Source organism: Streptomyces niveus, assembly GCF_001723055.1.
GTDB lineage: Bacteria > Actinomycetota > Actinomycetes > Streptomycetales > Streptomycetaceae > Streptomyces > Streptomyces niveus.
On sequence record NZ_MDCR01000047.1, the window covers coordinates 13,223 to 30,471 of the forward strand.

Consider the following 17,249-nt stretch of genomic DNA (forward strand, 5'->3'; position numbering starts at 1 on the left):
TCGGAGAACAGTCGTGACCACCACCGCTCCCCCGCGCCGGAACATCCCCGCCGCGCTGCTCGTCCCCTCCCCGACCTCCTCCCCCGCCCCGGAGGCCGAACCGGCGCCTCCCGTACGGCGGGTGCCGCTCGTCATATCCGGGCTGCTGGCCGTCGCGCTGACCGCGTACGTGTGGTCGGCGCACGGCGCGAAGCCCGGGACGCTCCTGCTGCTCGGGCTCGGGCTGGGGCTCGCGCTCTTCCACTCGCGGTTCGGATTCACCTCCGCCTGGCGGCAGTTGGTGGCCGTCGGCAACGGGCAGGGGCTGCGCGCCCACGCCCTGCTGCTGGGCACCACGGCCACTCTCTTCGCGCTGGTCATCGGCAGCGGCACGGGGCTGTTCGGCTCCGTGCCCGCGCCGTCGGCGGGGCCGCTCGGTGTCGGGCTGCTCGTCGGGGCGTTCGTCTTCGCCGTCGGGATGCAGCTCGGCGGCGCGTGTGCGTCGGGCACGCTGTTCGCCGTGGGGTCGGGGCAGTCGTCCATCGTGCTGACGCTCGGCGGCTTCATCGTCGGATCGACCGTCGCCGCCTGGCAGTTCGACCTCTGGAAGGACCTGCCCGCGCTCGACCCGGTGCTGCTGTCGGACCACGTCGGATGGTTCGGTTCGTGGGCGCTGACCATCGCCGTACTGGGACTCATCGTGCTGGTGAGCCGCCGCGTGCAGGCGCGCCGTAACCCGCCGCCGATCAGCACCCCGCCCAGCGCCAGGGGCGTGGCCCGTGTGCTGCGCGGGTCGTGGCCGCTGGTCGCCGGCGCGCTCGCGCTGGCCGTGCTGGGCGCCGGTGTGCTGCTGGTGTCCGGCGGTCCGTGGGGTGTCACGAGTGCGTTCAGCCTGTGGGGGTCGCGGGTGGTCGACGCGCTCGGCGGCAACCCCGCGAACTGGTCGTTCTGGCGGCAGCCGGGCAACGCGGAGATGTTCGCGGGGCCCGTGCTGAAGGACAAGAACAGCCTCACCGACATCGGCATCATGATCGGCGCCGCCGTCGCCGCCTCGCTCGGCGGGACGTGGGCGCTGCACCGGGGCATCCCCGGCCGTACCGCCGTGGCGGCCGTGCTCGGCGGCGTACTCATGGGGATCGGCGCGCGGCTGGCGGGCGGCTGCAACATCGGCGCGTATCTGGCGGGTATCGCGTCGGGCAGTCTGCACGGATGGATCTGGGGTGCGACCGCGCTGCTCGGGACGTGGGCGGGGATTCGGCTGCGTCCGCTGTTCGCGCTGGGCAACCCCAAGCCGGGGGACGGGATCTGCTGAGCCGGGCGGGGCCGTGCGCCGTAGGCTGAGACGGTGGTCATCGAACAGGATGTGAAGCTGAGCGACGGTCGGACGCTGCGGACGTACGACAGCGGGGGTCCCGGCCCGGACGGGCCGGCCGTCGTGTGGCATCACGGCTCGCCGCAGACCGGCGCGCCGTTGGAGCCGCTGCTGGCCGCCGCCGGCGCGCGGGGGATCCGGCTGGTGTCGTACGGCCGCCCCAGTTACGGGGGTTCGAGTCCGCTGCCGGGCCGGAACGTGGCGGCTGCGGCGGAGGACGTGGCGCGGATCGCCGACGCGCTCGGCGTCGAGTCCTTCGCCGTGATGGGGGCGTCCGGTGGCGGGCCGCACGCGCTGGCGTGCGCCGCGCTGCTGCCGGACCGGGTGACGGGTGTGGTCTGTCTGGCGGGCATCGCGCCGTACACGGAGGACTTCGACTGGTACGAGGGGATGGTGTCGCCGGGCGGGCTGCGGGCCGCCGCCGACGGGCGCGAGGCGCGTGAACTGTACGCGGCGACGGACGAGTTCGACCCCGCGTGCTTCACGTCCGCCGACTTCGCCGCGCTGGCGGGCGCGTGGGCGTCGCTGGGGGCGGACGCCGGGAAGGCGGGGCAGGCCGGGCCGGACGGGCTGGTCGACGACGACGTCGCCTTCGCCACCGCGTGGGGCTTCGACCTGGCGGAGGTGGCGGCGCCGGTACTGCTCGTGCAGGGCGGCCTGGACCGTGTCGTACCGCCCTCGCACGCCGCGTCGATGCTGGCCGCGCTCCCGAACGCGGAGCTGTGGGTACGGCCCGAGGACGGGCATGTCTCGGTCCTGGACACCTGCCCGTCGGCGATGGACTGGCTGCTGGCGCGGAGCTAGCCCCCCCTACATGCGGTTGCGGTTATATAACCGGGTGGGTATGGTCGAACCATGCCCATACCGTTCGATGTGCTCGCGGAGCCGAGCAGGCGCAGGATCCTCGATCTGCTCCTGGAGCGCCCGCACCTGGTCGGAGAGCTGACCGAGCGGCTCGGTCTGAGTCAGCCCGGCACCTCGAAGCATCTGCGGGTGCTGCGGGACGCCGGGCTGGTACGGGTCCGGCAGGACGCGCAGCGGCGCTGGTACGAGCTGGACCCGGAGCCGCTCGCCGAGCTCGACGTCTGGCTCGCGCACTACCGGCACCTGTGGACCGGCGGTCTCGACGCGCTCGAACGGCATCTCGACGCGATGGAGGACGATTCCTCATGACTGCGCACACCGACCCCGACGACCGGCACTTCTCCTCGTCCCTCTCCCCCGAGAGCGGCGGGCGCACCGCGCTGCGCATGGAGCGCCGGCTCGCGCATCCGCCGCAGCGGGTCTGGGACGCGATCACGCGGCCCGAGCAGCTCGCGAAGTGGTTCCCCTCCGAGGTGAGCGTGGACCTGCGGCCGGGCGGTGAGATCGGTTTCCACTTCCCCGGTGAGCCCGGTCCAGGTCCCGCCATGACCGGGCGGGTGACGGACGCCGACGAGCCGCGCCTCTTCGCGTTCACCTGGGGCGAGGACCATCTGAGCTGGGAGATCGCACCGGACGGGGAGGACGGCTCGCTGCTGCGCCTGGTGCACACGTTCGGCGACCGGTTCGGGGCGGCGAGCTTCGCGTCCGGCTGGCAGGTGTGTGTCACCGCGCTGGCGCAGGTGCTGGGCGGCGGCCCGGTCGACGTCGAGCGGGACACGGACGGCACGCTGCACGAGGCGTATCTGGCGCGGTTCGGCGAGCTGACGCGGGGGCGGGTCGAGGAGACGGACGGCGGCGGGCGACGCGTCCGGTTCGAGCGTCAGCTCGTACGGCCCGCCGAGGTGGTCTGGGCCCGACTGACAGATGGGGCCGAGCCGTTGACGGGCTCCCCGGTCCCGCCGGGCTTCACCGCCGACAAGGTCCCGGCGGGCCCGGTGACGGACGTACGGGCGCCGGAGCTCCTCGCGTACGCCTGGCACCCCGAGGGTGAGGTCCGCTGGGAGCTGGGCCCCGGGACGGGGCACGGGCCCCGGCTGGTGCTCACCCAGACCGGGCCGCGCGACTTCGACACGGAGGGCGCGCTGGCGGTGTGGCGGGCGCGGGTGGAGGAGCTGGCGGCGGGGCTGCTGGACCGCTGACCGCCGGCCGGAGCGGCGCGGGCGTCAGCTCGCGGGGGTGGGAGTGTCGTCGGCCTTGATGTCGAGATCGACGTTGTCGCCGCCGACGGCCGAGACGGTGACCGTCACGCCCAGCGTGCTGCCGTCGGCCGCGGTGAGCGTGCAGCGGGTGGTGACGCCGGCCTTCCCTTCGAGCGCCTCGGGGCAGATGACGTCCGGCTTCGACGCGGCGGACAGAGAGCGCTTGATCATCGGTGTGTCCGTTCCGGGTGGTCAGGGGTGGAGAGCCGGAGGCGTGGGTGGCCACGAACGCCGACGGCCGGCGGGGCCATGTGTGTGGCCCCGCCGGCCGTCGGCGAAGGTGCGGCCCGGGAGCCGCGTCGTCAGGTCAGGAAGGCGCCGGTTTAGTACGGGCCGTTGACGTTGTCGATCGAGCCGTAGCGGTCGGCCGCGTAGTTGCACGCGGCGGTGATGTTGGCGACCGGGTCGTAGCTGTCGGTCGAGGTGCCGGGCACGTGGTACGCCTCGAACGTCGGGGCGATGACCTGGAGCAGGCCCTTCGACGGGGTGCCGGCGGCGGCGTTGGAGTCCCAGTTGTTGATGGCCTGGGGGTTGCCGCCGGACTCGCGCATGATGTTGCGGTGGATGCCGTCGTACGAGCCGGGGATGCCGTGCTGCGCCATGATGTCCAGCGACTCGCGGATCCAGCCGTCCAGGTCGTTGGTGTACGACTTGGCAGCGGTCTGGACCGTGTCGGTCTTCTCCGCCGCGGCGGTCGGGGCCGCCTTCGGCGCGCCGGCGAGCTTCAGCTTCAGGCCGGGGCGGATGAGCGACGGGTTGTCGCCGACGGCGCTCTTGTTGTTCTTGTACAGCGCCTGCCAGCCGCCGCTCACGGAGCGGGCCTTCGCGATCTTGGCCAGCGACTCGCCCTTGACGACGGTGTGGGTGGTCTTGGCGGCGGTGGCGGCCGAGGGGGCCGCCGTGACCTTCTGCGGGGCGGGCGCGGCGTTCGCCGAGGTGGCGGCCACCAGGGGCAGGGCGAGTGCGGCGGTGCCCGTGCCGAGGGCGATGAGCCGGTGGGCGAGCGGGATGGTGCGGGTACGGCGGTGCTTACCCAGTGCGGGCATGACGAGGTCCTCTCCGTCGCCTGCGAGGTGAGCTGTCGGGTTCGGGCGGGAGATGCCCGGTCGCGCCGGAAGGCGTGACTTCACCCCAAGCCGGTCCGGTGATGCCGGATCGGCGACTTACCTGGGTCCCCCGCTCCTGCCGTACGTAAATGGTTGGGTGCGGTTTCCGGGACGGCGGCAGGATTCGGCGTTCCGTCCGGAATGACGAGAACGTAAGCGAGAACATCCGGGCGAAACAAGTCCTGAATTCATCGCGGGATGTCATTCGCGGGTCCGGCGGGGGGTAATTCGAATTGCCGCCCGGCGGTCCGGTGCTCAACTTTCCTTTCCTGTGCGGGAGGTGGGCGGACGGCCTGGACGCCGGGCCCGTCGACGCTGTGACACACCTCACGGGGATTCCACGCAACCACGCGATCACAACACCGCCCAGAAACGGACAAGTTAGGCTTTGGATACCCATAACGACCGGCACCGCAAAGCGGACAAATGATTGTTTTCCATGAATCGCGATCAAGTGGCGGCGAGCGGCCGACGCCTGGGTGAATTCGCTGCCGACAACGCGCCAACAGGCTTTTTCCACGGGTGAATTCGGCACGCGCCGTGAGGGAGCGACCATGGGGAGCGGGAGTTCAACCATCGGCATCAAATCGGCGCAAACAGGACGAAACCCGGCGCCTCCCGTGCGGCTCCCCTCACAGAGCCGTACGGAAGACGCCGGGCAGGACGGTGCCGCTAGCGGGCGGCCCGCGTGGTGCCGGGGCCGCCGGTGATCACGAAGCTCGATCCCGGCTCGACGAGGACGTCGCCCTCGGCCGAGTTGGAGATGGTCACGCCGGTCAGCGTCGCGCTGCCCCGGGCGCCGCCCATCGCGAGGATGCCGGAGCCGTTGTTGGACTTGTCGATCGTCACGTCGCTGATCTCGACGTCGGGCACGTTGCCGCCGCCGTTCTTGAACTGAATGCCGTCATAGGTGGAGTCGGCGATCTCGGTGTCCCTGATCTTGACTCCGGTGATGTCCCGGCTCGCCGGGAAGATGGTGATCGCGCCGAACTCCTGATCCTCGTTCCAGAAAGCGCCACCGGTGCGGTGCAGCGTGTTTCCGGTGAGCAGGGTCTCGCCCGAGAACGGGAGCGGGTCGTGATCGGTCGCCAGCATGATTCCGGGATAGTTGGCGGTGTCGGCGATGAAGTTGTTCTGTGCCTTGTTGCCGTAACCGCCGTACATCGCGATGCCGTTCGCCCGCCAGGGAAGTTGGATCGTGTTGTTGGTGAACGAGTTGTCGTGCGCGATGTCCACCGCCGGGTCCTTGACATAGCGGTTGGCCCAGATGGCGAGCGAATCGTCACCGGTGGTACGGAAGGACGAGTTGTCCACCCGTGAATTGCGGGTGCCGTTGGTGAAGTTGATGCCGTCGGCGTAGGTGTTGCGAATCCGCATTCCACTGAATTCGAGGCCGTCGGCGGGGCCCCAGAGCGCCGGGATGTTGTCGTAGTCGCGGCCGACCCAGACACCCACGTTGGCGTGCTCGATCCACACGTTCGTGATCTTGGTGTTCTGGCCGAAGCGGCCGTTGAGGCCCACTCCGCCCTCGGCGCCACCGCCGCCGCGGATCCGGCCGGAGCCGAAGATCGCGATGTCGGAGATCTGGGTGTTGTCGTCGATGTCGAAGCCGAAGTTGCCCTCGTGCGGGTGGTTGATCCCGCCCGCGTTCTGCGGCTCGGTGAGCGTGTAGAGCTGCGAGTGCCACATGCCGGCGCCGCGTATCGAGACGTCGCTGATGCCGATCTGGTTGTACTGGCCCTGGTTCTGCGGGTCGTCGGTCAGGATCTTCTGTTCCTGCCGCCACTGGCCCGCGGGGATCCATACGCAGTCGATGTCGCCGTTCTGGTCGGCGGTCACGGCGTCCTGGATGGCCTTGGTGTCGTCGTTCCCGTCGTCGGGGACGGCCCCGTACTCGGTGATCGAGGTGCACTCGGCCGGTTTGGCGGCCGGGGGCGCGACCTGCTCCAGGTCGATCAGGTCGACGATGTAGAAGGAGGCGTTGTCCCCGGCGTCGCGCTGGAGCTTGAACTTCGTGCCCGCCGGATAGCTCTTCTCCAGGAGGGCGTGCGACTCGTCGAACAGTCTGCGGGCGTCCGTCTGGGGGGTGTTGGTCAGCGACTCGGGGTCGTCGGTGTTGCCGTACAGCCAGCTGTGCTTGGACGACAGATCCAGCTTCTGTACGAAGGCGCCGTCGGCGTAGAGGCTGAGGGTGGCGTCGATGCCGCCACCGCCGGGAGCGTCGGGTATGGAGTTGCGTACGACGATCGAGTTCGCCTCGCCCGTGGAGGTGAACTCCACGAACTGGCCCGTGCTGTCCAGCCGTACCGATTCGCGGCCGGACGACTCGCTGGCGAAGTTGGTGTGCCCGAAGGTGCGCTTCGGGTCCGCCGTCAGCAACGTGCCGTCGTAGTCGGCGGCTTCGGCCTCGTACTCGGTGTACGGGAGGGCGGCTCCGCGCTCGGCCGCCGCCGGCCGCGCCGACGGGGCGCCGGCCTTCGCGGGCACGCCGGACGCCGAGGCGGACGTGGCGGGCAGGAGTCCGACGACGAGCAGGCCGGTCAGGCCGACGCCCGGGAGCAGCCGTCGGCTGAGGTGCTTCGACTTCATGGTGTCCTCTGTTTCCGTGGGGTCGACAGAGTGAGCAGGTGCCGGTCCGTGGTGGGGGTGGACGGCAGGACGCGATCAAACGGGGCAGAACGGCTACGCGAGCTAATGCCCCGATCTTGCAAGGGAACCGCAAATAATTGAGCTTCGCCGTTCAGGTCCTGCGATCAGGCAGTGAGAGTTTTCAAGCATGTCACGGGTTTGTCAACAGCCCGCGTCGGACGGCGACTTGGCGTGCGACGGCGGGACACCCCCGGACCGGACGCGCGGCCGGGCGCCGGGCCGCGCGCCGGGCGTGCGCGCGGAGAGCGAACCCTATGAACCGCCTGTTAGCTCCATAGGGGCAACCTCGCTCATTTTTCTGGACCTTCCGGCTCGAACACGGCCAGCATTGATTACTGCGAGTAGTCATTCGCTCCGGGTGCGGCATCGCCGTACCGCGTGCTCCAACCATCCCGGAAAGGACCCGAACCGAGCCGCATGAGAATTCCCCGCTCTCGTACAAGGCTGTCCAACACCCTGGCGGCCTGCGCCGTCGTCAGCGCACTCGCCGTCTCAACTCTCGCCGGTGCCGCCCCCGTTGCCGCTCACAGCGGCGGGGGCCACCACGAGCACTCCACCAGGGCGGGCGACAGCTCCGCCGAGGCCCCCGAGGCCGATCCCGCCGAGGTGGCGGTGCTCGGCCGTGAACACGCCGAGGAACACGCCGCCACCCGGCAGGGCGCCCAGGATCTCGGCACCTACCCGCAGGCGACCCGCACCGCCCGCCTGAAGGCCCTCACCGAGAGCCAGGAGAAGACCAACCGGGATTACAAGGCGTCGGACTTCGGCGCCTTCAAGGAGTACTTCGACTCACCGGACTTCGGTGTCCACGTCGCCCAGCTGCCGACCGGCAAGGTGCTCCTGTTCTCCTTCGAGCGGGTCGAGACCGATCCCACCAAGGAGACGGCCCCCACCCAGATCGTGGGGGCGGCCAACCGGGGGCGCGCCTTCCTCTGGGACCCGCAGAAGGGCACGGGTGCGAGCGCCTTCAAGAAGGTCACGCCGCCCGCCGTCACGATGCCCGACAGCACGGGCATCTCCCGCCCCGCGCCGATCTTCTGCGCGGGCCACGCCTTCCTGCCGAACGGGATGCTCGGCGTCTTCGGCGGCAATCTCGGCGCCAACGGAGGCTCGGGCGCCAAGCTGTCCTTCGTCTTCGACCCGTGGAGCGAGACGTGGGCGATGAACGAGGACATGTCGGTGGGCCGCTGGTATCCCAGCGTCGTCACCGGCGCCGACGGCCGGATGCTGATCATGTCCGGCCAGTCCGAGCTGGGCTGGGGCACGCCCACCCCGATCGTGGAGCGCTTCCCGGCGCTGAGTGACCCGGTTCCGTACCGCAAGACGGACATCCCGCGCTTCCGCCCCGTCGACCGGTTCGGCGCGGACGCCCCGTACAAGCTCGACTACCCGCATCTGTTCAGCCTGCGCGACGGGAAGATCTACGGGCTCGGCCGCAGTCACGACCAGCAGTGGCTCTTCGACCCGGTCAAGGAGACCAGGAGCGAGCTGGCACAGCGGCCCGGCACCGCCGATCGCAGCTACGGCTCGGCCGTGCCGCTCCCCGGCGGCTTCCGGGGGCCGGACTCCGTCCTGGTGCTCGGCGGTGACCGTACGGACCCGAACACCTACCAGCTCGCCGCGGGCAAGTGGAAGACGAAGGAGGCGCGGGCCTTCGGCCGTACGCAGGACAACACGCTGCTGCTGCCCACCGGGAATCTGCTGACGGTCAACGGTTCCTACGACATCCGTGACTACGGCAACGGGCTGTACAACCCGAACGCGGACCTGAAGTACCGGCACACCGAGCTGCGGGACGAGAACGGCGACTGGCGTCTGGGCCCCGTCCAGCGGCTGCCGCGCGGATATCACTCGAACGCCGTGGTGCTGCCCGACGGCCGGGTCATGATCACGGGCGACGAGGCGCAGCAGATCGCCAACGACCGGGACATCAAGGACGACATCGACGGCACGATCGAGATGTACGAGCCGCCGTATCTCCACAACGGCGCGCGTCCCGCCCTCGATCACGTCCCGTCCCGCCCGCTCACCTTCGACGAGCGCTTCACCGTCGCCAGTTCCACCACGGAGGACGTGAAGCGGGCGGTGCTGCTGTCGCCCACGACGGCCACCCACTCGGTCAACACCAGCCAGCGTCATGTGGAGTTGCGGATCAAGCGGCAGGGCGACGGGGAGCTGGACCTCCAGGCGCCGCCCACCGCCGAGGCCGCGCCGCCGGGCTGGTACATGCTCTTCCTCCTCAACGAGGAGGGTGTGCCCAGTGTCGCCAAGTGGATCTCCCTCGAACCGAACGGGGCCCGTTCATGACGTACGCGACGCAGCCCCCGCCGGCGTACGGGGGGCCCGCCGGCGGGGACGATCTGCCGCTGCGTACCAGCCGGGAGATCCAGGGCGACATCATCGCCGGGGCGAAGAAGGACCATGTCCAGCTCCTCCTGCTGAAGTTCGAGAACGACGCCCAGGCCAGGATCTGGCTGCGCCGGCTGCGGCCCCGGATCGCCACGACGCGTCAAGTGGCGGCGTTCAACGCGGAGTTCAGCAAGGCCCGCAAGCAGTCCGGCGGTGACGACCCCAAGGCGCTGAACGCCGTATGGCGGATCATCAGCTTCACCTACCCCGGGCTGAGGCTGCTGGCCGGGCGCGATCCCTTCCCGTCCGTCCCCACGGGCAGCACCCAGGAGGCGTACAAGCAGGGCCCGGCCGCGCGTGCCGCGATGCTCGGCGACACCGGGCAGTGCGCCCCGGAGCACTGGCTGTTCGGCAACGGCACGGGCCAGCCCGTCCACGCGGTGCTCACCGTGGCCGCCGACCGTCCCCAGGATCTGCGGGTCGCGCTGACCGAGGAGCGCGAGGAGGCGGCCCGGCACAAGGTCGTGATCGTCTTCGAGCAGGACGGCGCGACGCTTGAGGGAAGCCGCCGGGGCAAGGAGCACTTCGGTTTCAAGGACGGCATCAGCGAGCCCGCCATCCAGGGCTTCGACGCGCCGGACCCGAACCGGCCGGAGCACAAGAAGGGCAGCCCCGGCACCCGGATCATCCCGGCCGGTGAGATCGTCGTCGGCTACGAGCGGGACGACGGGATGCCGACCGACCTCCCGGACTGGGCGCGGAACGGCTCCTTCCAGGTCGTACGGCGGCTCGCGCAGGACGTTCCCGGCTGGTGGGCGCAGGTCGGGGCGCGGCTGAAGGACCTCAAGAGCCGGGAGGTGGTGCCGCCGGAGGCCACGACGGAGTGGCTGGCCGCTCGTCTGGTCGGCCGCTGGCGCTCGGGCACCCCGGTGTCGAAGTGCCCGCACGCGGACAGTCCGAGCGACGCGGAGGCCTGGTCGGACAACGACATCAGCTACCGCGACGACCTGGAGGGCGAGATCACGCCGCTGTTCTCGCATCTGCGCAAGACCAGCCCGCGCGACGGTCTGCTGGTCAAGCCGGGCGACACGCAGACCGTCCCGGAGAAGGGGGCTCTGGACGGGCGGCGCATCATGCGGCGCGGCATCCCCTACGGCCAGCCGTTCGACCCGGCCGGCAGTGCGGGCAACGGCCCGGACGCGCCGCGCGGTCTGGTGTTCGTCTGCTACCAGGCGGACCTGGTCAAGCAGTTCGAGTTCATCCAGAAGGACTGGATCGAGGAGCCGGACTTCCCGCACCGCGACCCGGCACCCGGCCGGGACCCGCTGGTCGCCACCGCCACCGATGTGAGTTTCAAGGGCTGCCAGGTGCACTTCGAGCAGTTCGTCAGGACGGAGGGCGCGGTGTACGCGTTCGCGCCCTCGCTGTCGACGATCGAAGCGCTCGCGGACGGGAAGCTGAACGGCGGCGGTGGTGAGGACGGTGACCGTGTTCTCACCGCTCCGTTCGTCCTGCGGCCGGCGGACGGGGCCGTCGGGACGGACAAGGCGCGGCTCGCGATGCGGCAGGACGGGAATCTCGTGGTCCTGGACGAGCGTGATCAGGTCCGCTGGGAGTCGGGTACGGCGGGGAGCGGCGGGGTCACGGCGGTGTTCCAGGAGGACGGTGACCTCGTCGTCCTCGCACCGGACGACCGGCCGGTGTGGAAGTCCCGTACGACGGGGAATCCGAACGCGAAGCTGGTGGTCCTCACCGACGGGAACGTGGTGATCCGCGCCGCCGACGGCACGGTGATCTGGCAGACCAACACCGCGCACTGACCCCCGCCGGGGCCACGGTCCCCGGGGTGATGTCCGCAGACCGCGGTGGACGGCGGCCCCCCAACCGCCGTCCACCGCACCCGCGCGCCGCACGTTGTCCACAGGGCGGGCGCGCCGTCCGTACCGTCCCCCGCGTGGTTGTCCACAGGACCCGGCGCCCCGCGCCGTCCGGGGCGATGATGGAGGTATGGCGAATCCGACAATCCTGACCGTCGACGACGATCCGGCCGTCTCGCGGGCCGTGGCCCGTGACATCCGGCGGCATTACGGCGAGAGCTACCGCGTCGTGCGTGCCGTGTCGGGCGAGGAGGCCCTGGAGGCCCTGCGGGAGATCAAGCTGCGCGGGGACCAGCTGGCGATCATGCTCGCGGACTACCGGATGCCCCGGATGAACGGGCTGGAGTTCCTCGAGTCCGCGATGGATCTCTTCCCGCTGGCCCGCCGGGTGCTGCTGACGGCGTACGCGGACACCGAGGCCGCGATCGACGCCATCAATGTCGTGGATCTCGACCACTATCTGCTCAAGCCGTGGAGCCCGCCGGAGCAGAATCTCTACCCGGTGATCGACTCGCTTCTGGAGCTGTGGCTGGCGACCCCGGATCCGGTGGCCACCGAGACCCGTGTGGTCGGTCACCGCTGGTCGGCGCCGTCCTTCGCCGTACGTGACTTCCTCGCCCGCAATCTGGTGCCGTTCCGGTGGCTGCTGTCCGACGAGGCGGAGGGCAGCCGGCTGCTGACCGCCGCCGGGCTCACCCAGGCGGACGTGCCGATGGTGGTGACATCCGACGGCAAGACGCTGGTGTCCCCCTCCGAGCGGGAGCTGGCCGCGCACGTGGGGCTGAGCACCGTACCGGCCTCCGACTTCTACGACCTGATCGTCGTCGGCGGCGGCCCCGCCGGTCTCGGCGCGGCCGTGTACGGCGCGTCCGAAGGGCTTCGTACGCTGCTGGTGGAGCAGCAGGCGACGGGCGGGCAGGCCGGTCAGAGCAGCCGGATCGAGAACTATCTGGGCTTCCCCGACGGTGTCTCCGGGCAGCAGCTGACGGAGCGGGCCCGCCGCCAGGCGCTCAAGTTCGGGGCGGAGATCCTCAGCACACAGCGGGCCGTCGCCCTGGAGGCGGCGGGCTCCGGCCGTGTGCTGCGCCTGGGAGAGGCGGACTCCGTCACCGCGCACACCGTGGTCCTGGCCACCGGGGTCGACTACCGGCGCCTGGGCGCGATGGGTGTGGAGGAGCTGACCGGCACGGGTGTCTTCTACGGGTCCACCGTCACCGAAGCGGTCAACTGCTCCGACCAGGACGTGTACATCGTCGGCGGCGCGAACTCGGCGGGCCAGGCGGCGGTGTACTTCTCCCGTTACGCCCGCCGGGTCCATGTGCTGATCCGGCAGGGCGATCTGTCACGCTCGATGTCGAGCTATCTCATCGACCAGCTCGAAGGCATCCCCGGCATCGAGATCCATCCGTGGACCGAGGTGACCTGCGCGGAGGGCGACGGGCATCTGCAGAGCCTGACCCTGCGCGACAGCCGCTCCGGGGAGAGCAGAGACGTCTCGACGTCGTGGCTGTTCGTCTTCATCGGCGCCGAGCCCCACACGGACTGGCTGGACGGGGCCGTCACGCGCGACGAGCGCGGGTTCGTCGTGACCGGGACGGACCTCATGACGAGCGGGCAGCGCCCGGCGGGCTGGCGGCTGCCCCGCGATCCGTACCACCTGGAGACGAGCGTCCCGGGCGTCTTCGCCGCCGGTGACGTTCGCGCGGCGTCGGTCAAGCGCGTCGCGTCGGCCGTCGGTGAGGGAGCCATGGCCGTTTCCCTGGTGCACCGCTATCTGGAGGCACAGTGACCATCCCCGTGGAGGACCGGCTCACTCCGGACGAGTTGCGCACGCTGTTCCTGTTCGAGGCGCTCAGTCCCGAACAGCTCGACTGGCTGGCCGAGCGCGGCCGGGTCGAGCGCCGGGAGGCCGGTGAGGTGGTGTACAAGGAGGGCGAGCAGGCGACGTGCTTCTTCATCCTGCTCAGCGGGGCCCTCTCGCTCCACCGGGTCCTGCACGGCGACGACGTCGAGGTCAACAGGACCGACCAGCGTGGCGTGTACAGCGGCGCCACCCGCGCGTATCTGGGCGACCGGGTCGACCAGAAGTACCCGCACACACTGCGCGCGGTCAGTGACGCGGAGTTCTACGTACTGCCGGCCGACGAGTTCGCGTACGCGGTACGCACCTGGTTCCCGATGGCGCTGCATCTGCTGGAGGGCCTGTTCTTCGGTACGCGGGCGGCCAACGCGATCGTCAACGAGCGGGAGCGGCTGCTGGCCCTGGCGTCGCTGTCGGCCGGTCTCACGCACGAGCTGAACAATCCCGCCGCCGCGGCGCTGCGGGCGACGGCCTCGCTGCGTGAGCGCGTCACGGGCATGCGGCACAAACTGGCCATGATCGCCGACGGCCGGCTCGACGGGGCGGGTCTGCACACGCTGGTGGGGCTCCAGGACGACGCCGTGCGGCACGCGGCGACGGGCGTGGAGCTGACCGCGATGCAGGCCGCCGACGCCGAGGACACCGTCAGCGACTGGCTGGACGACCAGGGTGTCGCCGGGGCGTGGGACCTGGCGCCGTCGCTGGTGGCGGCCGGTCTCGACGTGCCGTGGCTGGAGGGGGCGGCCAGGACGGTCGGCGCGGAGCATTTCGAGGCGGCGCTGCGCTGGATCACGTACACCATCGACACCGAGCTGATGATGGGCGAGATCGACGACTCCGTGGAGCGGATCTCGGAGCTGGTGGGGGCGGCGAGGCAGTATTCGCAGCTGGACCGCACCCCGCTGCAGATCGTCGATGTGCACGCCCTGATCGACGCCACGCTGACGATGCTCCAGGCCAAGATCCCGGAGGGGGTGCGGGTGGTCAGGGAGTACGACAAGGGCCTGCCGTCGATCCCGGCGTACGGTGCGGAGCTGAATCAGGTGTGGACGAATCTGATCGTCAACGCCCTGGACGCGATGCCCGACGGCGGCACGCTCACGGTACGCACCTGGCGCGAGGACGCGCGGCTGATGGTCGAGATCGCGGACACGGGGGTGGGGATCGCGAAGGACATCCGGCCGCGGATCTTCGAGCCGTTCTTCACCACCAAGCAGGTCGGTGAGGGTACGGGGCTGGGTCTGGACATCTCGTACCGCATCGTGGTCAACAAGCACCACGGTGACCTGCGGGTCACGTCCGAGCCCGGTGACACCCGTTTCACGGTGTGCCTGCCGATCGAGCAGGAGGCGGCGGGCTCGGAGCCGTCGCGTGACACCGAGGCGGAGACCGGGACCCGGACGAGCACGGAGGCGGGGACCGGCACGGCCGCGGCGGAGACGGACTCGGAGGCCAGGACCGGGGCGGCCGGTGGGGTCAGCCCAGCAGCTGGTGGGTGAAGCACCAGCGCCAGTCCTCGCCGGGCTCCAGGGAGCGCATGACGGGATGACCGGTCTGGGTGAAGTGCTCGCTCGCGTGCCGCAGCGGTGAGCTGTCGCAGCATCCGACATGGCCGCAGGCGAGACAGAGGCGCAGATGCACCCAGTCCCGGCGGCCGAGGGCGACGCAGTCGACGCATTCGTCGGTGGCCGAAAGGGGCGCCACGTCAGCAGTCGCGTTGGCGAGATCTGTACATGTACCCATGCCGCCACGGTACTGCGGCGGGGCGCGGGCGGCATGGTGGAGTGTGTGAAGTCGGCGGACTTCCGGCGCTTCGGCGGGCAGACTGACTGCCGTGACGACACTCAGCAAAGGCGCCAATATCCCGATAACGGTCCCCGCTGTGCGGGCCGTCCTCAGCTGGTCGGCAGGGCCCGGCGTCCCGGACGTGGACGCCTCCGCGCTGCTGCTGACGAGCACCGGTCAGGTGCGTTCCGACGGCGACTTCGTCTTCTACAACCAGCCGCGCCACGCCTCCGACGCCGTACGGCATCTCGGCAAGGGGCCCGGCGCCGACTCGGTGGAGGTGGACCTGGCCGCGCTGGAGCCGGGTGTCGAGCGGGTCGCGCTGTGCGCGTCGGCCGACGGCGGGACGTTCGGGCAGGTGCCGGGCCTGCGGCTGGTGCTGCTGGACGTGGCGTCCGGCGGGGAGGTGGCGCGTTTCGACATGGCCGCGGGTACGGAGACCGCGTTTGTGAGCGGCGAGCTGTACCGGCGGGCCGGCGGGTGGAAGTTCCGGGCGGTGGGGCAGGGGTACGCGACCGGGCTGGCGGGGCTGGCGACGGACTTCGGCATCACGGTCGACGCGGAGCCGCCGCCGGTGGCGCCGCGGGGCGCGGCTCCGGTGGCGCCGGTGTCGGTCCCCTCTCCCCCGGTCGTTCCGCCGTCGCGGGGCGCCTCCCCCGGCCCCCGGCTCACCAAGGGTGAGGAGCGGCTTCCCGTCGACATGCGCAAGCGGCTCTCGCTGCGCAAGGAGCAGGTCGCGGTCAGCCTCGACAAGCACGGTGTCACCGGTGTCGTCGCGCGGGTCATCCTCGTCCTCGACGCCTCGGGCTCGATGACCGCGCTGTACTCGCGCGGTGTGGTCAAGAACGTCGCCGAGCGGATGGCCGCCGTTGCGGCGCAGTTGGACGACGACGGCGAGATGCAGGCGTGGACGTTCGCCACCAACCCGGCCCGGCTGCCCGATCTGACGATCGGTGAGCTGCCCGAGTGGCTGAGGCTGCATGTACGGGTGGGGCAGATGAGTCTCTTCGGCCGGCGGAAGCCGCCGAAGGGCCAGGTTCCGGGGCAGGTCGACATGCGCGCGGTCGGTTTCCAGAACGAGGAGCAGAAGGTGATCGCGGAGGTGCGCGCGTACGTGCGCGAGAATCCCGTGCCCGCGCCGACCCTGGTCCTGTTCTTCTCCGACGGCGGTGTGTACCGCGACCGGGAGATCGAGCGGGAGTTGCGGGCGGCCGTCGAGGAGCCGGTGTTCTGGCAGTTCGTCGGGCTCGGCCGGGCCAACTACGGCGTGCTGCAGCGCTTCGACACGATGGCGGGCCGCCGGGTGGACAACGTGGGCTTCTTCGCCGTCGACGACATCGAGACCGTGTCCGATCCGGAGCTGTACGACCGGCTGTTGTCGGAGTTCCCGTCATGGCTGCGGGACGCGCGGCAGGCGGGGATTCTGCGCTGAGCGGCGAGCACCTGGGTTTCGCGTTCGGGCGGCGCCCGCCCTCACGGTGCGGCGTGCCTTCGGGCCGTGAGCAGGGGCTGGAAGAAGCCGCTGTCCTCCGGCTGCCGCCACGCGGGACCGTCGAAGCCCGCGTCGGTGACGAGCGCGGCCAACTGCCGCTCGGTGAGGGCCCGGTAGGTCGTACGCCGCACCTCGACGCGCCGGTCGTCGCCCGCGCCGTCGCCTGCTTCGTCGCCGGAGGGGATCAGCTGGAAGTGCTCCAGGTCGTAGCGCTCGCCGTCCTCGGACCAGTCCCATAGCTGGAAGGTGACGGTGCGTCCGGCGCCCGAGCCGTGGAGCTGAGGGGTGGTCGACACGGGGCGCGAGCGCCGGATCTGGTCGTAGGGGCGGGTGCTGATCAGCAGCAAGCCCCCGTCCCGGAGGACACGTCGCATCTCGCCCAGCGCGGTCAACAGGTCGTCGTCGGTGAGGAGATGGGGCAGGGAGTTGTCGGCGCACACGACGACGTCGAAGCTGCCGTCCCCGAACGGCAGCGCGCGCATGTCGGCGGCCCGTACCGGCATCTCCAGCCCGCGCCCGGCCGCGCGGTGGCCGCGCAGGGCGAGACCGACGGCCTGGGTGCCGATGCCGCACGCGCAGTCCAGCACCGTGGCGGGCTGCTGGCCGAGGACCGAGCGGATCACCGTGTCCAGGGCACGGCCCTAGGGCGTGTCCGC

13 protein-coding genes, 1 pseudogene and 1 riboswitch are annotated in these 17,249 nt (G+C 70.8%); of the genes and pseudogenes, 9 read left to right on the forward strand and 5 right to left on the reverse strand.

Going from position 1 to position 17,249, the window contains the following annotated elements:
- Nucleotides 1–13: 13 nt before the first annotated feature.
- From BHU15_RS07355 to BHU15_RS07370, 4 genes are read left to right on the forward strand one after another with little or no spacing between them, the layout of a single operon-like run.
- Nucleotides 14–1,291, forward strand: coding sequence for a YeeE/YedE family protein (locus BHU15_RS07355; protein WP_069626430.1), 1,278 nt, complete (start codon nucleotides 14–16; stop codon nucleotides 1,289–1,291).
- Between the two features lie 33 nt (nucleotides 1,292–1,324).
- Nucleotides 1,325–2,155 (forward strand): alpha/beta fold hydrolase, encoded by an 831-nt coding sequence (locus BHU15_RS07360; RefSeq protein ID WP_069626431.1) that lies wholly within the window; start codon nucleotides 1,325–1,327, stop codon nucleotides 2,153–2,155.
- A gap of 51 nt (nucleotides 2,156–2,206) precedes the next feature.
- A complete protein-coding gene (locus tag BHU15_RS07365) occupies nucleotides 2,207–2,524 on the forward strand; it encodes an ArsR/SmtB family transcription factor (RefSeq protein ID WP_023538039.1) in 318 nt (105 codons plus the stop codon).
- Nucleotides 2,521–3,414 (forward strand): SRPBCC family protein, encoded by an 894-nt coding sequence (locus BHU15_RS07370; RefSeq protein WP_069626432.1) that lies wholly within the window; start codon nucleotides 2,521–2,523, stop codon nucleotides 3,412–3,414. The genes BHU15_RS07365 and BHU15_RS07370 overlap by 4 nt, the downstream gene beginning before the upstream one ends.
- Before the next feature lie 24 nt (nucleotides 3,415–3,438).
- Here BHU15_RS07370 and BHU15_RS07375 read toward each other — a convergent pair whose 3' ends face one another.
- The 3 genes from BHU15_RS07375 to BHU15_RS07385 all read right to left on the reverse strand — a co-directional run bounded on the left by BHU15_RS07375 (nucleotide 3,439) and on the right by BHU15_RS07385 (nucleotide 7,169).
- Entirely contained in the window at nucleotides 3,439–3,645 is a 207-nt protein-coding gene (locus tag BHU15_RS07375) for a DUF4333 domain-containing protein (RefSeq protein ID WP_069626433.1), read from the reverse strand.
- Nucleotides 3,646–3,797: 152 nt separating this feature from the next.
- Nucleotides 3,798–4,520 carry a LysM peptidoglycan-binding domain-containing protein gene (locus tag BHU15_RS07380; RefSeq protein WP_069626434.1) on the reverse strand — a complete coding sequence of 241 codons (723 nt, stop codon included), beginning with the start codon at nucleotides 4,518–4,520 and terminating at the stop codon, nucleotides 3,798–3,800.
- 4 nt (nucleotides 4,521–4,524) lie between these two features.
- A riboswitch (cyclic di-AMP (ydaO/yuaA leader) is annotated at nucleotides 4,525–4,690 on the reverse strand.
- 562 nt (nucleotides 4,691–5,252) lie between these two features.
- Nucleotides 5,253–7,169, reverse strand: a complete 1,917-nt coding sequence (locus tag BHU15_RS07385) for a glycosyl hydrolase family 28-related protein (protein ID WP_069626435.1) — start codon at nucleotides 7,167–7,169, stop codon at nucleotides 5,253–5,255.
- A 477-nt stretch (nucleotides 7,170–7,646) separates the two neighbouring features.
- On the opposite strand from BHU15_RS07385, the gene BHU15_RS07390 reads away from it, so the two are divergent.
- From BHU15_RS07390 to BHU15_RS07405, 4 genes are all read left to right on the forward strand, one after another.
- A complete protein-coding gene (locus tag BHU15_RS07390) occupies nucleotides 7,647–9,536 on the forward strand; it encodes a galactose oxidase early set domain-containing protein (RefSeq protein WP_069626436.1) in 1,890 nt (629 codons plus the stop codon).
- Nucleotides 9,533–11,398 (forward strand): Dyp-type peroxidase, encoded by a 1,866-nt coding sequence (locus tag BHU15_RS07395; RefSeq protein ID WP_255293048.1) that lies wholly within the window; start codon nucleotides 9,533–9,535, stop codon nucleotides 11,396–11,398. Before BHU15_RS07390 ends, BHU15_RS07395 begins: the two co-directional genes overlap by 4 nt.
- A gap of 187 nt (nucleotides 11,399–11,585) precedes the next feature.
- A complete protein-coding gene (locus BHU15_RS07400; RefSeq protein ID WP_069626437.1) occupies nucleotides 11,586–13,244 on the forward strand; it encodes an NAD(P)/FAD-dependent oxidoreductase in 1,659 nt (552 codons plus the stop codon).
- 2 nt (nucleotides 13,245–13,246) lie between these two features.
- Nucleotides 13,247–14,815 carry an ATP-binding protein gene (locus BHU15_RS07405; RefSeq protein ID WP_107422807.1) on the forward strand — a complete coding sequence of 523 codons (1,569 nt, stop codon included), beginning with the start codon at nucleotides 13,247–13,249 and terminating at the stop codon, nucleotides 14,813–14,815.
- On the opposite strand, the gene BHU15_RS07410 is transcribed toward BHU15_RS07405, so the two are convergent.
- On the reverse strand, nucleotides 14,793–15,059 hold the full coding sequence (locus BHU15_RS07410) for a UBP-type zinc finger domain-containing protein (protein ID WP_051433615.1): 267 nt from the start codon (nucleotides 15,057–15,059) through the stop codon (nucleotides 14,793–14,795). The genes BHU15_RS07405 and BHU15_RS07410 overlap by 23 nt on opposite strands.
- 91 nt (nucleotides 15,060–15,150) lie before the next feature.
- Between BHU15_RS07410 and BHU15_RS07415 the strand changes: the two genes are divergently transcribed.
- Complete coding sequence (locus tag BHU15_RS07415; RefSeq protein ID WP_069626439.1) at nucleotides 15,151–16,533, forward strand: VWA domain-containing protein; 1,383 nt, start codon at nucleotides 15,151–15,153, stop codon at nucleotides 16,531–16,533.
- 41 nt (nucleotides 16,534–16,574) lie between these two features.
- Here the strand turns inward: BHU15_RS07415 and BHU15_RS07420 are convergent.
- Nucleotides 16,575–17,228 (reverse strand): annotated as a pseudogene (locus BHU15_RS07420) (class I SAM-dependent methyltransferase); the annotation flags it as partial.
- Nucleotides 17,229–17,249 lie beyond the last annotated feature (21 nt).

Coding starts and splice junctions, on each gene's coding strand:
- BHU15_RS07385 (WP_069626435.1), bottom strand. CDS start 7,169: ATGAAGTCGAAGCACCTCAGCCGACGGCTGCTCCCGGGCGTCGGCCTG.
- BHU15_RS07375 (WP_069626433.1), bottom strand. CDS start 3,645: ATGATCAAGCGCTCTCTGTCCGCCGCGTCGAAGCCGGACGTCATCTGC.
- BHU15_RS07370 (WP_069626432.1), top strand. CDS start 2,521: ATGACTGCGCACACCGACCCCGACGACCGGCACTTCTCCTCGTCCCTC.
- BHU15_RS07395 (WP_255293048.1), top strand. CDS start 9,533: ATGACGTACGCGACGCAGCCCCCGCCGGCGTACGGGGGGCCCGCCGGC.
- BHU15_RS07365 (WP_023538039.1), top strand. CDS start 2,207: ATGCCCATACCGTTCGATGTGCTCGCGGAGCCGAGCAGGCGCAGGATC.
- BHU15_RS07390 (WP_069626436.1), top strand. CDS start 7,647: ATGAGAATTCCCCGCTCTCGTACAAGGCTGTCCAACACCCTGGCGGCC.
- BHU15_RS07400 (WP_069626437.1), top strand. CDS start 11,586: ATGGCGAATCCGACAATCCTGACCGTCGACGACGATCCGGCCGTCTCG.
- BHU15_RS07410 (WP_051433615.1), bottom strand. CDS start 15,059: ATGGGTACATGTACAGATCTCGCCAACGCGACTGCTGACGTGGCGCCC.
- BHU15_RS07380 (WP_069626434.1), bottom strand. CDS start 4,520: ATGCCCGCACTGGGTAAGCACCGCCGTACCCGCACCATCCCGCTCGCC.